14 protein-coding genes are annotated in these 14282 nt (G+C 70.6%); 4 read left to right on the top strand and 10 right to left on the bottom strand.

Annotation, left to right across the window (positions count from 1 at the left end):
- Positions 1-16: 16 nt before the first annotated feature.
- The 5 genes from OV427_RS10645 to OV427_RS50770 form a co-directional block, all read right to left on the bottom strand.
- Positions 17-598, bottom strand: a complete 582-nt coding sequence (locus tag OV427_RS10645) for an imm11 family protein (RefSeq protein ID WP_267855982.1) — start codon at positions 596-598, stop codon at positions 17-19.
- A 2-nt stretch (positions 599-600) separates the two neighbouring features.
- Positions 601-1191: an AHH domain-containing protein gene (locus tag OV427_RS10640; RefSeq protein WP_267855981.1), complete on the bottom strand. Its 591-nt coding sequence runs from the start codon at positions 1189-1191 to the stop codon at positions 601-603.
- A gap of 245 nt (positions 1192-1436) precedes the next feature.
- Positions 1437-2750: a cation:proton antiporter gene (locus OV427_RS10635; protein WP_267855980.1), complete on the bottom strand. Its 1314-nt coding sequence runs from the start codon at positions 2748-2750 to the stop codon at positions 1437-1439.
- Between the two features lie 105 nt (positions 2751-2855).
- Positions 2856-3461, bottom strand: a complete 606-nt coding sequence (locus OV427_RS50775) for a hypothetical protein (RefSeq protein ID WP_420718260.1) — start codon at positions 3459-3461, stop codon at positions 2856-2858.
- Complete coding sequence (locus tag OV427_RS50770; protein ID WP_420718259.1) at positions 3458-4207, bottom strand: hypothetical protein; 750 nt, start codon at positions 4205-4207, stop codon at positions 3458-3460. The genes OV427_RS50775 and OV427_RS50770 overlap by 4 nt, the downstream gene beginning before the upstream one ends.
- A gap of 112 nt (positions 4208-4319) precedes the next feature.
- Between OV427_RS50770 and OV427_RS10625 the strand changes: the two genes are divergently transcribed.
- From OV427_RS10625 to OV427_RS10615, 3 genes are all read left to right on the top strand, one after another.
- Positions 4320-5789 (top strand): ABC transporter permease subunit, encoded by a 1470-nt coding sequence (locus OV427_RS10625; RefSeq protein ID WP_267855979.1) that lies wholly within the window; start codon positions 4320-4322, stop codon positions 5787-5789.
- Positions 5790-5797: 8 nt separating this feature from the next.
- Positions 5798-6532, top strand: a complete 735-nt coding sequence (locus tag OV427_RS10620; protein ID WP_267855978.1) for an amino acid ABC transporter ATP-binding protein — start codon at positions 5798-5800, stop codon at positions 6530-6532.
- Positions 6533-6617: 85 nt separating this feature from the next.
- Entirely contained in the window at positions 6618-7235 is a 618-nt protein-coding gene (locus OV427_RS10615) for a Uma2 family endonuclease (RefSeq protein ID WP_267855977.1), read from the top strand.
- A 3-nt stretch (positions 7236-7238) separates the two neighbouring features.
- On the opposite strand, the gene OV427_RS10610 is transcribed toward OV427_RS10615, so the two are convergent.
- The 3 genes from OV427_RS10610 to OV427_RS10600 all read right to left on the bottom strand — a co-directional run bounded on the left by OV427_RS10610 (position 7239) and on the right by OV427_RS10600 (position 11185).
- The gene (locus tag OV427_RS10610; RefSeq protein WP_267855976.1) at positions 7239-8114 is read right to left on the bottom strand and encodes a biotin-dependent carboxyltransferase family protein; all 876 of its coding nucleotides are present in this window, start codon (positions 8112-8114) and stop codon (positions 7239-7241) included.
- On the bottom strand, positions 8114-9400 hold the full coding sequence (locus tag OV427_RS10605) for a LamB/YcsF family protein (RefSeq protein WP_267855975.1): 1287 nt from the start codon (positions 9398-9400) through the stop codon (positions 8114-8116). Before OV427_RS10605 ends, OV427_RS10610 begins: the two co-directional genes overlap by 1 nt.
- A gap of 297 nt (positions 9401-9697) precedes the next feature.
- Positions 9698-11185, bottom strand: coding sequence for a c-type cytochrome (locus tag OV427_RS10600; protein WP_267855974.1), 1488 nt, complete (start codon positions 11183-11185; stop codon positions 9698-9700).
- A 140-nt stretch (positions 11186-11325) separates the two neighbouring features.
- Between OV427_RS10600 and OV427_RS10595 the strand changes: the two genes are divergently transcribed.
- Positions 11326-12462, top strand: coding sequence for an aminotransferase class V-fold PLP-dependent enzyme (locus OV427_RS10595; RefSeq protein ID WP_267855973.1), 1137 nt, complete (start codon positions 11326-11328; stop codon positions 12460-12462).
- Between the two features lie 4 nt (positions 12463-12466).
- Here OV427_RS10595 and cysK read toward each other — a convergent pair whose 3' ends face one another.
- Both cysK and epsC read right to left on the bottom strand, forming a co-directional pair.
- Entirely contained in the window at positions 12467-13390 is a 924-nt protein-coding gene (gene cysK, locus OV427_RS10590) for a cysteine synthase A (RefSeq protein ID WP_267855972.1), read from the bottom strand.
- Between the two features lie 18 nt (positions 13391-13408).
- On the bottom strand, positions 13409-14254 hold the full coding sequence (gene epsC, locus OV427_RS10585) for a serine O-acetyltransferase EpsC (protein WP_164002089.1): 846 nt from the start codon (positions 14252-14254) through the stop codon (positions 13409-13411).
- Positions 14255-14282: the final 28 nt, after the last annotated feature.

Here is a 14282-nt window from a genome sequence, read left to right as displayed (position 1 = left end):
GCGCGTGCTGGCTGGCTCAGCGGAATCCGACCGAGTCGTTCCAGTCCGTTACGGGAATGAAGCGCAGTCCTTCTGGCGGAGGCGTGAGGCTCATCACCTGATCCACCACCGTGCGGTGGAAGATGTGAACGGACGTGGATTCCGCCAGCACGAAGACGAGTCGCTCCGGCTGGGGAATGGCCCTGAGCACCGCCTCATCGAGCACCAGTTCGTCGATTCCCAGAATGACCCCATCCTCATCGTCGACGGACAGTCGTGAGCGCTCCCGGTCTACACATTCTATTTCGTTGAAGACGTGCAGCAGCCAGTACCGCACCACGTCGTCATGGACCCTCACGTCCGCGGGGACGAGCTGAGCGCGGAAGAGGTTCAGCCCCGCCAACATGTCCTTGAGGCGGGTGGAGAGGACGGGCTTCGGAAGACTGTGGTGGTCGGCCATGACGGGCCTGGAGGGGACCGGCTCTCCCAGCCTCAGCCGAATGGGCTCCGCGAGCGTAACGGCTGTCCCCTTGTAGAAGGCGCTCCCGCTCTGGTCCCATCCGAACAGTGGGTGGGCGTTGGATGCGGCGCGCTCGATGACGAAGTAATCGCGCTGCATGGTTACTCTCCAGCGCTCAGGGGGCGACGCGCGAGAGGCTTCCCGGTGGCGCCGTGCACCGCTCCGTGTCTCCGCTCGCGAGGACATGCTCGCCGCGGCTTATCCGGAATGTTCTGAACGCCCGCGCATCCAGGCCCCCCCTCTCGGTAGTCACCGCCATCGCTGGAGAGCGTCCACGTGAAGCGGGAGACCTTCACGAGAATCTCCGCGCTCAGCTTGTCGAGCCTGCGCGTGAGCTTTCCGGGGTCAACGCAGAATGCGCCTCGCTCGAGTTGAGCCCTCACTCCGTCGACCTTCGCGGCGACTGCCTGTGGGTAGGCCATGCCCAGGTCTTCGGCCCAGCCTCCAGCGTGGTTTCCGCGATGGATGGGCACGTGGAGCTCACAGGCGACGTCCATTCGGGACGGCAGCATGACACCGTTCTGGCGGCGGTTGATGTCGTAGCCAAACTCCTGGCAATACCGGGCCCAGTCCTCGTCATCCGCCATCGCCTCGGAGCAGATGAGGTGGTGGGCGGCGATGGACCGGGTCCCCGTGTACCAGGAGTGTGTCTCCGGCTCACGTCCTCCAAGAATGGCCTCGCTGAGCCACACAGAGTTGCCGAGGTGGCTGCCCCACTACGGCGCAAACGGGTGCTTGGGCTTCCCGCAGTATCCGCAGGGAAGCCTCTTCGGGGGCTTGGGTTCATCTCCGGGCTGGGACTGGAGGAACATGACTCGGCGTCCGCGGAAGATGACGGGCATGGGTAGAGCAAACCCCCATGCCCGCCACACCCAGAATCGCACCGAGGGGCATCCGCCAATGCAATTCAATACAGAGCTGCTGCGCGGAGCGGGTATTACGTGGTGGCCTCGCGCCGCCGCTGCGCACGCCCCTCGTAGCGCGTCATCAGCGGGGTGACGGAGATGCCGTGCACGGCGATGGACGCGGCCACCACCCACAGCACCAGCGACAGGAGCCGGGAGGAGAGCCCGTCTCCCAGGCCGTGCTCGATGGCGTAGAAGAGGTAGTAGAGCGAGCCGATGCCCCGCACGCCGAACCAGGCCATCAGCACCCGCTGGTGCTTGTCGGAGCGTGAGCCCACCAGCGACAGCGCGACGGACAGCGGCCGCAGCACGAAGAAGAGCAGCGGCGCCAGCCACAGCACCTCCGGCGGGAAGGGCGTGACGGCCAGCAACAACCCCAGCCCCACCACCACGGCGACTTCGGCGATGCGCTCCAGCGCCTCGTTGAAGCCCAGCACCGCGTTGGCCATGTACGCGTGCGCGTGCGCGGGATTCGTCGCCGCCTCCAGCTTGTCCGCGGCGCGCGCGGCCTCCTCCACCTTCTCCGCCGGACGTGAGCCGGTGTGCTTCCGCTCGATTCGCCGCAGCGCGAGGCCGGCGGCGAACACCGCGAGGAAGCCGTAGCCCTTCACCAGCAGCGCCGCGCCGTACGAGAGCGCGATGAGGCCCAGCGCCAGCAACTCGTCCAGGCCCACGGCCTCGCGGTGGTGCTTGCGCAGGTAGAGCACCAGCCGGCCCACCCGGTCTCCCAGCACCACGCCGACGATGAGGCCCGCCGCCGCGGCCCACAGCACGTCCACCACCACCCAACGCCACAGCCCCGGCCCCAGTTCATGCAGGCCCAGCAGGCCCAGCCCGAGCATGACGAAGGGGAAGGCGGTGCCGTCGTTGAGGCCGGCCTCGCCGGTGAGGCCGAAGCGCAGCCTGTCCCTGTCCAGCGCGTGGGACACCTGCACGTCCGAGGCGAGCACCGGGTCCGTGGGCGACAGGATGGCGCCCAATAGCAGCGCCGCGCCCAACGGCAGCCCGAGCGCGCCCATGCCCACCAGCGCCACCATGGCCACCGTGAGCACCATCGCCCCGAGGGCCAGGCGCAGGGCGACGCGCCACTCCCGGTCCATCACGGGCAGGCGCAGCTTCAGCCCCGCGCTGAAGAGGGAGATGACGACCGCCACTTCGGTGATGCGCTCCAGGAGCGCGGCCTGCTTCAGCGGGTGCAGGTGGCCCAAGCCCAGCCGCCCCAGCGCGAAGCCCACGCCCAGGTAGAGCAGGGAGGTGGACAGCGGCAAGCGCTTGAGCACGGAGCCGCCCAGCGCCATGGCCACCAGGAGCAGCCCGATGATGAGGAACCAGGCGATGGACTCCATGCGGGTGACCTACGTTGGCCACTCCGGTGCCTCATCCCAAGGTGCGGGTGCTTCGCAAGCCGCCTGGCCGGCAGCCGGGGGCGCGGCCAGGCGGGCTCGGGAGCTTCAGCGGGGCGCGTTCGGCAGCGGGTAGGTGGTGGCGCGGCCGAAGGGCTGGTCGAACAGGTGCGGGTCCGACTGGCGCGTGCGGAAGAGGTCGATGATGTAGTCCATCCGCTGGCCCAGCTTGCTCCAGTCCTTCGCCCCGGTGCCCTTCAGGCTGTCGGGGCTGTGGTCCAGCTTGCCGAGCAGCGCCTTCAGCTCCGGGTTCTGGATGGTGCGCAGGTGCGGCGGGAAGAGGGTGGACTCCATGCCCTTGGGCGGGGGCAAGTCGTTGCCAATCTTGAGCGCGCCACCGGGGACGGCGAGCTTCATCATGTGCTCGGTGGCGAGGCCCCGGAACACGCTCGCCACGCCGTCCACCACGGGGTTGAGCAGTGCGTCCACCGCGCCCGACTTCAGCGCGGCCTTGCCGGCGAGGTTGGCGGGGAAGGGAAGCCCGTTGATGGCACCCTCGACGGACTGCTTGAGGATGTCCCGGAAGACCTCCTTCACCGGCGCGTTGAGCGCCCGCTCGACGTAGGGCGTGAGCTGCGTCTGCTCGTGCAGGCCAATCTTGTTGTTGGCCAGGAGCATCAGCTCGGCCTTCTTGTTCGGGTCCTTCTCGGTCATCGCCTGCGCATAGTGGCCGAAGGCCTCGCGCAGCAGCGGCTTGTCCTTGGGGAAGCTGTCCAGGTACGTCTGCAGCTTCGCCGGGTCGGGCTTCGTGTCGCCCTTGAAGGTGTCGACGAAGCGGGCGAACTCCTGGCCAATCTCGTTGAAGACGAACTTGTTGCCGCCGGCGATTTCCTCGCTGACCCGGGCGAGCGCCTTCTGGCCGGCCGCGCCAATGTCCCGAGGGGCAGCGCGGGCAGGCCCAGCTTGCGCAGGAAGTCGTCCACCTTGCCCAGGGGGCCCATGACGCCCCCGGCGCCCTTGAGCACGTCGTTGAAGACCTTGGGCATGTCCTCGCCGCGGATGCTCACGCCGGCCTGCTTCGAGGCCCACGTGCCGAAGGTGGCCCAGTTGGCGTTGTCGTCGCCGACCAGCTTGCCCATGGCGTCGGACAGGTCGTGGTAGCCCTGCGTAATCGCGTAGTTGCGCGCCACCGGGTCCTTCATGGCGGCGATGGCCTTCACGTCCGCCGCGGTGGGGTAGCTGCCCGGGGCAATGCCGCCCGCGGCGGGCGCGGTGACGGGAGAGGACAGCGCCACGTTCCCCGCGCGGCCCTTGCCCGAGTCGAACTTCGACACGCCCACCGAGTCCGCGCGCGCGGCCTTGGGCTGCGGGGCGGGCTTCACCTCGTTGCGCGGGAGGGCCGGCTTGGGAGTCTCGCTGGGGCGGGGCTGGATGCGGGGTCCGGAGACAGGCGTCTTCATGCCGTCAGTATCGGACAATGAGGATCTGAAGTTGCGTGTCCGTCACCCGCCGGCCCCGGAGGGTGGAAACCCTTGAGATATCAGCGGAAGGTGCCCATGTGAGCGGGCGCCCATGCGCCGCTTCCACTCCTCGTGCCACCGGTCCCGGACTCCGGGGCTGGCCCTGCTGGGACTCATGTGGGGGCTGCTCTGGGCCACGGGGTGCCGGGAGCCCCAGCGCCCCTCCGAGCGGGGGGACTGGAAGGGGCGGACGCTGCGCATCGGCACGGATGCCACCTATCCGCCCTTCCAGTCCGTGCGGGACGGGGAATTGGTGGGCTTCGACATCGAGCTGGGCACGCTCATCGCGGAAGAGTTGGGCGCGAAGGTGGAGTGGACCAACACCTCCTTCGACGGCGTGTTTCCCGCGCTGATGGCGGGGAAGTTCGACCTGGTGATGTCCGCCGTGACGATTACGCCCGAGCGCCAGCAGCGGCTGGGCTTCTCCGAGCCGTACTACACCGCCGGGCAGACGGTGGCCGCGCGGGGCGGGGACGCGCGCATCACCGGCCTGGAGAGCCTGCGCGGGAAGGTGGCGGGCATCCAGCTCAACACCACCGCCGCGCTGGTGCTGAAGAAGGAGCCGGACATCCAGGTGCGGCAGTACCCGAGCATCGACCTGGCGTTGCAGGACCTGCTCAACGGCAACCTCGACGGCGTGGTGGGGGACGCGCCAACGCTGCGCTACTTCATCACCCACGGCTTCCAGGGACTGCGCACCACCGGAGGGCTGCTGACGGAGGAGCACTACGGCATCGTGTCCAGGCCGGAGGACACCGCGCTGCGCGAGGCCGTCAACGGAGCGCTCCGTCGGCTCCGGGAGAGCGGCCGGTTCGCCGCGCTGGAGGAGAAGTACTTCGGCGAGGCGGCGCAGCGGGCCCCGGTTGAGCCGGCGGGCGTGCCCTGGGGCCGCGTGGCGCGGCGGCTGGCGCAGGGGCTGGCGCTGACGCTGGGGCTCACCGCGCTGGCGCTGCTGGCGGGGCTGCCGCTGGGGCTGGTGGTGGCGCTCGGGCGACGGGTGCGCTTGCGGCCCCTGGCGTGGCTGTGCGCGGCGTACGTGGAGGCGCTGCGCGGCACGCCGCTGCTGGTTCAAATCATCTTCATCTACTACGCGCTGCCGCAGTTGCTGGGCGTGGACCTGGCGCCGTTGCTGGCAGCGGTGCTGGCGCTGACGCTCAACAGCGCGGCGTACGTGGCGGAAATCTTCCGCGCGGGCATCGCCTCCGTGGACCCGGGCCAGTCGGAGGCGGCGCGGGCGCTGGGCATGAGCCCTGCGCAGGCCATGCGCCACGTCATCCTCCCGCAGGCGGTGCGCAACGTGCTGCCGCCGCTGACGAACGAGGGGATTGCCCTGCTGAAGGACTCGTCGCTGGTGTCCATCATCGGCATGGCGGAGTTGACGCGGGCGGGACAGGAATTGGCGAGCCAGCTCGCCGCGCCGCTCGCCATCTGGCCCGCCGTGGCGGTGTGCTACCTGCTGGCCACGCTGCCGCTGACGCGGCTGGCCTCGGCGCTCGAGCGGCGGCTGCAACGTCAGCGGTGAGGAGGCGCATGTCGCTCGTCGAAGTCCGCAACCTGCACAAGCGATTCGGGACGCTGGAGGTCCTCCGGGGCGTGGACCTCACGGTGGAGCCTGGAGAGGTGGTGGTCTTCGTGGGCCCGTCCGGGTGTGGCAAGTCCACGCTGCTGCGGTGCCTGTGCGGGCTGGAGATGCCGTCGGAAGGCGAGGTGGTGGTGGGCGGCGTGCCGGTGCGCGACGAGCCGAAGGCGCTCCAGGCGCTGCACCGCCGCGTGGGCATGGTGTTCCAGCGCTTCCTCCTCTTCCCCCACCTGAGCGTGCTGGACAACGTGACGCTGGCGCCTCGCAAGGTGCTGGGGCTGCCGGACGCGGAGGCCGAGGCGCTGGGACGGCGCATGCTGGAGTTGGTCCACCTGGGCGGGAAGGCCGGGGCCTGGCCGGAGCAGCTCTCCGGCGGGCAGCAGCAGCGGGTGGCCATTGCCCGGGCGCTGGCGATGAGGCCCGAGGTGATGTTGTTCGACGAGCCCACCAGCGCGCTGGACCCGGAGCTGGTGGGTGAGGTGCTAGAGGTCATGCGCGAGCTGGCGCGCGAGGGGATGACCATGTGCGTGGTGACGCACGAGATGGGCTTCGCCGAGGACGTGGCCCACCGCGTGCTGTTCATGGACGCGGGGAAGGTGGTGGAGGAGGGCGCGCCCCAGCAGGTGCTACGCGAACCGAAGCACCCCCGCACCCGGGAGTTCCTGGCCCGCCTGCTGCGGCGGTGAGGAGGGAGTCGCTGTCAGACCCGTGGAGTAGGAAGGAGTGGACACACCATCAGGGGTGGGGTTTCACTTCCGGGAGGCAGGGCTGATGATGAATGGGTTGGAGGTTGGTGGACCGGGGAGCATCGAGATGGGCAACGAGACGAAGCGGCGCGCGACCTATGCCGACATCGAGGCGCTGCCCGAGAACATGGTCGGGCAGATCATCGATGGCGAGCTCATCGCCATGTCGCGGCCCGCGAGCCCGCATGCGGTGGCGCATTTCGCGATTGGAGGACTGCTGTTCACGACCTTCCAGGCCGGACAGCGGGCACCTGGGGGCTGGTGGATTCTCAATGAGCCCGAACTGCACTTCGGCGAGGACGTGCTCGTTCCGGACATTGCCGGCTGGCGGAGCGAGCGGATGCCCCAGATGCGGCGGGTGCCCTTCTTCACCCTCGCACCAGACTGGGTCTGCGAGGTGCTCTCCCCGTCCACCGCGACGCTGGACCGCAAGCGCAAGCGGGAGATCTACGCGCGCGAGGGTGTGGAATACGTCTGGCTGGTGGACCCGGCCCTGCGCACGCTGGAGGTGTTCCGGCGGCACGAGGGACAGTGGATACAGCGGGGCACGTACTCCGGTGAGGCGCGCATCAGGGCCGAGCCCTTCGAGGTCCTGGAGTTGGATCTCGGCTTGCTGTGGCCTCCGGAGCTGGAGGCGCCCTGACCGTCACATGGTGGGACGGAAGCGCTCCAGGTGTTGGCGCCACGCTTCGCGCGCGCCTTCCATGCTGACGGCGACGAAGCGCACGGGTGTTCCCGGACGGCGTGCGCAGAGCCGGCCCCAGTCCGCGTGGATGACGGTGGCGATGAGCGGATAGCCGCCCGTCGTGGGGTGGTCCGGCCCGAGGACGATGGGCTCTCCCGACAGCGTCACCTGGATGGCCCCTCGCACCATGGGGCGCGACGTGCCGGCCCCTTCGTCGCCGTGTGCCAGCGCCGTCCCACGCAGCCGCATCCCCACCCTGTCACTCGCCGGGGAGACGGTGAAGGTGTCCGCCAGCAGTGAGGCCCGCGTCGCCGCGCCGAAGCGCTCCAGGTCCGGACCGAGCATCACCCGGATGGGCGCCGTCACGTCCAGCGCATCCCCGAGCTCCAGTGTCTCCGTCGTGCCGCCCCCCTCGCCCAGCGGCAGGACATCTCCCGGACGCAGCAGCCGGCCCTCGTGCCCTCCCAGTCGTGCCACCATCAGCGTGCCGCGTCCGCCCAGCACTTCAGGCACCGCGAGCCCTCCGTCCACCGCGACGTAGCGCACGCTCGCGGACTCCGGCGCGGGCACGGTGAAGACCTCTCCGTCCGCCACGCTGAAGGTCCGCCCGTCCACGGACACGTGCGTCCTTCTCCCGCGCCCCCGCAGCTCCAGCTTCCCGAAGGTCTCCAGCGCCGCCGCGCCCCATGGGTTGCCCACCGCGCGGTTGGCCAGCGCCAGCAATTCCGGCACCCACGCTCCGCCCGGAGGCACGCCATGGTGCATCTGCCCCGGCCGTCCGGCGTCCTGCACCGTGGCGGGGCCTCCCACGCCCGTGATGTCCAGCCAGCCCGCCATCAATCCACCCGCTCGAAGCGCACCCGGTCACCGAGCCGCAGCACCGCGCCCTGGTCCGGCGTGAAGGCGGTGAAGTCCAGCGCGGTGCCGATGAGGTTCCACCCGCCGGGCGAGGCGAAGGGGTACACCCCCGTGCGCCCACCCGCGATTCCCACCGCCAGCGCCGGCACCCGCGTGCGAGGCGTGGCCAGCCGGGGCACTACGATGCGCGAGTCCACCTCTCCCAGGTACGCGAAGCCCGGCAGGAAGCCCACGCACCGCACCGTGTACTCGCGCGCCGTGTGGAGCCGCGTCACCTCGTCCTTCGTCAACCCCGTGCGCGCCGCCACCGCCTCCAGGTCCGGCCCGTCGTAGCGCACGCGCAGGGTGGTGGGCGGGCGCGCGTCCGGAGGGGGCGGCACGTGCAGCAGCCGCGCGAGCGCCAGCCGCGGTTCCTCGGGCGGTGCGTCCGGGTCGAAGTACACGCAGGCGTGCTCTTCCGTGATGACCGCATCCACCACGTGAGGCAGCGCGCACAACGCCTCGCGCGCGGACCGGCGCTCCAGGCCTTCCGGCAGCGCCAGCCTCAGCGCGCCATCTCCCAGGGCTTCCGCGCGCAGGGCGAGCGCATCCAGTGTGGCGCGCACCTCGCGGGCCAGCTCCACCGCGCCCGGGGTGTCCCCGTGCACGCAGAGGGTGTCCACCGCGCCGCCGGTGGCCAGCCGCACGGTGTTCTCCCGGGCCCGCGCGACGTCGGTGAGCACGGCCCCGGGCTGCCCGCGCGGAATGAGCGAGCCATCCGGCCGCGTGCCCCGGTCCGCGAAGCCCTCGCGCGCGTAGGCCAGCCCCTCTGCCCGGGCCGCGTCGCGCAACGCCCCCGCGCCCGGACCGATGAAGGTGAGGCTTCGCCCCAGCGCCTCCACCACGCCCCGCACCACCGCGCGAGCCAGCTCCGGAGAGGCATTGGCCGAGTGATAGAGGGCGCCATGCGGCTTGGCGTACCGCACCGGCACACCCTGGCTGGCCGCGAGCCGCGCGAGCCGCGCGCACTGCCGGGCCACCTGGCCGCGCATCACTTCGGGAGACACCTCCAGGGCCTTGCGGCCGAAGCCCTCGCGGTCCTCGTAGGAGGGGTGGGCTCCGGCACGCGTGCCATGGCGGGCGCACGACTCCAGCGCGCGGCGCATGGATGCGTCGTCCCCCGCGTGCCCACCACAGGCGATGTTGGCCACGTGGGCGAGCGTGTAGAGCTGCTCGTCCTCACCGGGCAGTTCGCCCAGGTCGATGTTGAGGAGGCACTCCGTCATGGGGGGCCCACGCTACGCGAGCCGGACTCCGGGCGCAGCCTTCCCTCCTCGGGGGCAAGCGCGGGGCGGCGGGCGTGGCGGATGGAAGTCACACGTGCCACCCCGGGGCAGGGGCCGGTTAGCACCGGAGTGGCACGCGCCTCGAGGGTGTAACCAAGAAACATTCCCGAGGAACTTCCACTCCAGATACGGCGCACCGGCTTTTCTCTGGCAATTACGCCCGTCATTTCCCACCCGGCCCGGGTCGAAATCACGTCGCCTCCCGAGGACGGCGCGGCGACGACGGGTGCGGATGGCTCAGCGGGAGGACGGCAGCGAGGCCGGGCCACCGGCCTTCACCCAGCGCACCAGGGCCCGCGCGGTGCGCTCGTCAATCAGGTCCGCGTAGGTGGGCATGGGTGTGCCCGGGAGGAACTGTTCGGGGTTGCGCACCCAGCGCACCAGGTCCGCGTCACTCTTGCCCGAGGCCTGCGCGAGCCGGTCGTGGTAGCGGGCGCCGGGGCCATGGCAGCTCGCGCAGCCGAGCTGCACGAAGAGCTTCGCCGCATCCACCTTCGGCTCGGAGGCATGCGGCTTCCGCTGGGGTGCCGGCGCGGTGGAGGAGGCGAGGGGGGCTGTGGTCACCGTGCCGCCGCCCTTCGAGGGCGCAACGCCCGACGTCGCGGAGCCGCCCGCCGCGGTCGCCCCTCCGGCGCCGGTGGCCGGGGGGCTCGCCGCCGTCCCGGACGAAGCGCTGGCGGAGTCCTCGCTCCGGCTCAGGGCGGCGGCTTCAGCCACGGAGCTCGCGGTGTTCGCGTCGGCGCCCCCGGACGTCTCCGCGCTCTCCGCCACCCAGGCGGGGCGCACGGAGGTGGCGGTGAGGCGCGGCCGGGCCCCCTTCACCTCGTTGTCCTGCTCGGGCACGGAGCGCAGGAAGTCATAGAGGGCCTGGGCCTCCACGGTGTCCATGCCCCGGAAGCGCGGCATGGGCGAGCGCAGCGCGGAGCCATCCGGCGCGAGGCCATCTCTCACCGCGCGGGTGAAGTCCTCCAGCGTCCAGTTCGCCAGCCCCGTCTCGTGGAAGGTGATGTTGCTGGAGCGGACCTTGTTCCCCTCCGGGTCCAGGAAGGACATGCCGCCAGAGAAGACGTCGTCGCCCTCCGTCTTGTTCGGGCTGAAGCCGTCGGTATGGCACGACGCGCAGTCGTACACGTCATGCGCCATGTAGCGGCCGTACTCCAGGGTGGCCGCCTTCGCCGGCACGGGGATGCCCGAGGCGGGGCGCTCCACCGGCTCGTTGCCGGTGATGACGCGGAAGCCCAGCCCACCAAAGAAGCTGAACTCCGAGCGCGGCGCCGGCTGCGCGTCCGCGGCGAACAGCGGGTCCCCCGAGCGCATGAACCCCAGCACCGCCGCGAGGTCCGCGTCGCCCATGGCGTAGCTGGGCATCACCATCAGCCGCCCGTCGCGACTCACCGCGTAGCGGATGGCCCGCGCCAATTCCTCGTCCGTCGCGGAGCCCACGCCCGCCGTCGGGTGCGACGTGAGGTTGGCCGCGTAGAAGCTCCCCATGTACGAGGGCAGTTCACGCAGCGGCGCACCGGACACCGTCTCCGCGCCACCGTTCCGGTGGCACGCCTCGCAGCTCGCATGGAAGATGGTGGCGCCCCGCGCCAGCGCCGCCGGAGACGTGTCCGCTTGAATGGGCGGGTAGGGGGCACGCACGGTGCCCGCGCAGCCCGCCACGAACAGCGTGAGTCCCGCCAGCAGCGTGTTCCTCACGGCTCCCACAACCTCTCGGCGCATGCGGTGCCCTCGTCTCGTGGCCAGCACCTGACGAATACCGCATCCGCCCGCCGTGCGGGAGGGAGGGGGCCTGCCACGGGGTGGACACCGCGGCGCGACAGGCACCCGCGGTGAAGAGGCCAGCAGGTAGAGTCGCGCGCATGACGCGCTCGCTCGAGTCCTACCGCGCCCTGTTCCCCGTCCTCCAGGAGCAGCTCTACCTCAACCACGCTGGCGTGGCCCCCACCAGCCTGCGGGCCGCCGAGGCCGTACGCGGCTGGATGGACGACCTCGTCTACCACGGCATCAAGCATGAGCGCGGCTGGGAGAAGCACTGCGAGCACGTGCGCGGGCTGGCGGCGCGGCTCGTCAACGCCGAGCCCGGCGAGGTGGCCTTCGTGCGCAACACCAGCCACGGCCTGGGCCTCGTCGCGGAAGGGCTGGACTGGAAGCCCGGGGACGAGGTGGCCGTGGCCTCGTCGCTGGAGTACCCCTCCAACGTCTACCCATGGCAGCACCTGAAGGACCGCGGCGTGGCGGTGCGCGAAATCGAGGCGTCCTCCGGCGGCGTCACGCCGGAAGCGGTGGCCGCGGCCCTCACCCCGCGCACGCGGCTGGTCGCCCTGTCCTCCGTGCAGTTCGCCACCGGCTACCGCGCGGACCTGGATGCGATTGGCGAGCTGTGCGAGCGCGCGGGCGTCCTCTTCTGCGTGGATGGCATCCAGAGCGTGGGCTGCATGCCCGTGGACGTGAAGAAGAGCCGCATCCACTTCCTCAGCGCGGACAGTCACAAGTGGATGCTCGGCATCGCCGGCATCGGCTTCCTCTATGTGGCGAAGGACGTGCTGCCCCGGCTGCGCCCGGTGCTGGTGGGCTGGCGCAGCACCACCGACGCGTGGAACTTCAACCGCAGCCACTTCGAGCTGCGCACAGATGCACTCAAGCTGGAGGAGGGCAGCGCCGCGTACACCGGCATCTACGCGCTGGGTGCCGCGCTGGAGCTCTTGCACGAGGTGGGCGTGGGCGTCATCGAGACGCGCATCCACGCGCTGCTGGCGCGGGTGGAGGAGGGGCTGCGCGCGCTGGGCTGTGACGTGGGGCCCTCGCCGGAGCACCGCGCGGGCATCCTCACCTTCCTGCCCCCTGGCGGAGATGCGCGGGCGCTGGGCGCCTGGCTCTCCGAGCGCGACGTCGCCCACTCCGTGCGCCGGGGGCGCGTCCGCCTGTCACCCCATTTCTACAACCTGCCCGAGGAGATGGACCGGTTGGTGGAGCTGGTGCGGACGCGCCTGGGCTGACGGGCTACTGCTGGGCGGGGAAGAGCGTCTCGATGGAGAGGTAGCGCTCGCCGGTGTCGTAGCAGAAGCACAGCACGCGGCTGCCGTCCGGCATCTCGCCCAGCTTCTGACTCACGGCGGCCAGCACGGCGCCGGAGGAGATGCCCACGAAGATGCCCTCCTCGCGCGCGGAGCGGCGGGTGAACTCGAACGCGTCCTCCTCATTCACCTGCAGCGCGCCGTCGAGCGCCTCCTTGTGCAGGTTCTTCGGGATGAAGCCCGCGCCGATGCCCTGGATGGGGTGCGGGCCCGGCGCGCCGCCACTGATGACGGGCGACTTGGTGGGCTCCACGGCGAACACCTTCAGCTTCGGCCACACCTTCTTCAGTTCTTCCGCGCACGCGGTGATGTGGCCGCCGGTGCCCACGCCGGTGATGAGGTAGTCCAGCCCGTCCGGGAAGTCCTTGAGGATTTCCTGCACGGTGGTGCGGCGGTGCACCTCGATGTTGGCCTCGTTCTCGAACTGTTGCGGCATCCACGCGTTGGGCACCTGGGACACCAATTCCTGCGCCCTCGCAATCGCGCCCTTCATGCCCTGGGCGCGCGGGGTGAGCTCGAAGGTGGCGCCGTAGGCGGCCATGAGGCGGCGGCGCTCGATGCTCATGGAGTCCGGCATGACGAGCACCAGCTTGTAGCCCTTCACCGCGGCCACCATGGCGAGCCCGATGCCGGTGTTGCCGCTGGTGGGCTCGATGATGATGCTGTCCTTCTTGAGGATGCCGCGCTTCTCCGCGTCCTCAATCATGGACAGGGCGATGCGGTCCTTGATGCTGCCACCCGGGTTGGCGCGCTCGAGCTTCATGTGCACCGTGACGCGCGAGGGGAACAGTCGGTTGATGCGCACGTGCGGCGTGTTACCGATGGTCTCCAGGATGTTGTTCGCCTTCATGGCATGGGCCTCGTCGGGTCAGATGTGGAACTCGAGTGCGTCCAGCGTTCCGTCCGCGCCGCGGGGACGCACCTCGCTGCGGCGGGTGACAACGGATTGAGGGGGGACGCTCTGCGTGAGCCAGGCGTTGCCGGCGATGATGCTGCCGCGGCCCACCACCGTCTCTCCGCCGAGGATGGTGGCGTTGGCGTACACCACCACGTCGTCTTCGATTGTCGGGTGGCGCTTCTTGTCCGCCAGCGCCTTCTCCACCATGAGCGCGCCCAGGGTGACGCCCTGGTAGAGCTTCACGTTGTCGCCGATGAGCGTCGTCTCGCCGATGACCACGCCGGTGCCATGGTCGATGACGAAGCGCCGGCCGATGGTGGCGCCAGGGTGGATGTCCACGCCGGTGCGCTGGTGGGCGTACTCGGTGAGCAGGCGTGGCAGGAGCGGGAAGCCGAGCGCGTGCAGGGCATTGGCCACGCGGTAGATGGCGATGGCGTAGAAGCCCGGGTAGGTGAGGATGACCTCGTCCACGGTGCGGGCGGCGGGGTCCGCCTCGAAGATGGCCTGGGCGTCCTGGCGGAGCCAGTCGTAGAGGCCGGGCAGCCGCTCCATGAAGCGCGCGGGCAGGGACGGGTTGATTTCGGGGTAGAGCGGGGCGAGCGTCTCGCGGATGCGGTGGAGGCTGGCCTCCACGGTGGTGACGTCGCGGCGCACGGCGGCGGCGGTGCACTCCAGGCGCTCCGCGAAGTGCGGGAAGAGCAGGCCGAGCACCTGACCGACGAACTCGGGGGCCGCGCGGCGCACGTCTGGAGGGAAGCAGTGGCGCTGCCGGGCTTCGAGCAGGGCCGCGACCAGCCGGGAGTTGGAGTCGTCCATGAGCGCCCCCATTTAACGCGCCGCGTGC

Source organism: Pyxidicoccus sp. MSG2 (assembly GCF_026626705.1).
GTDB lineage: Bacteria > Myxococcota > Myxococcia > Myxococcales > Myxococcaceae > Myxococcus.
This window is presented reverse-complemented; position numbering and strand designations above follow the sequence as displayed.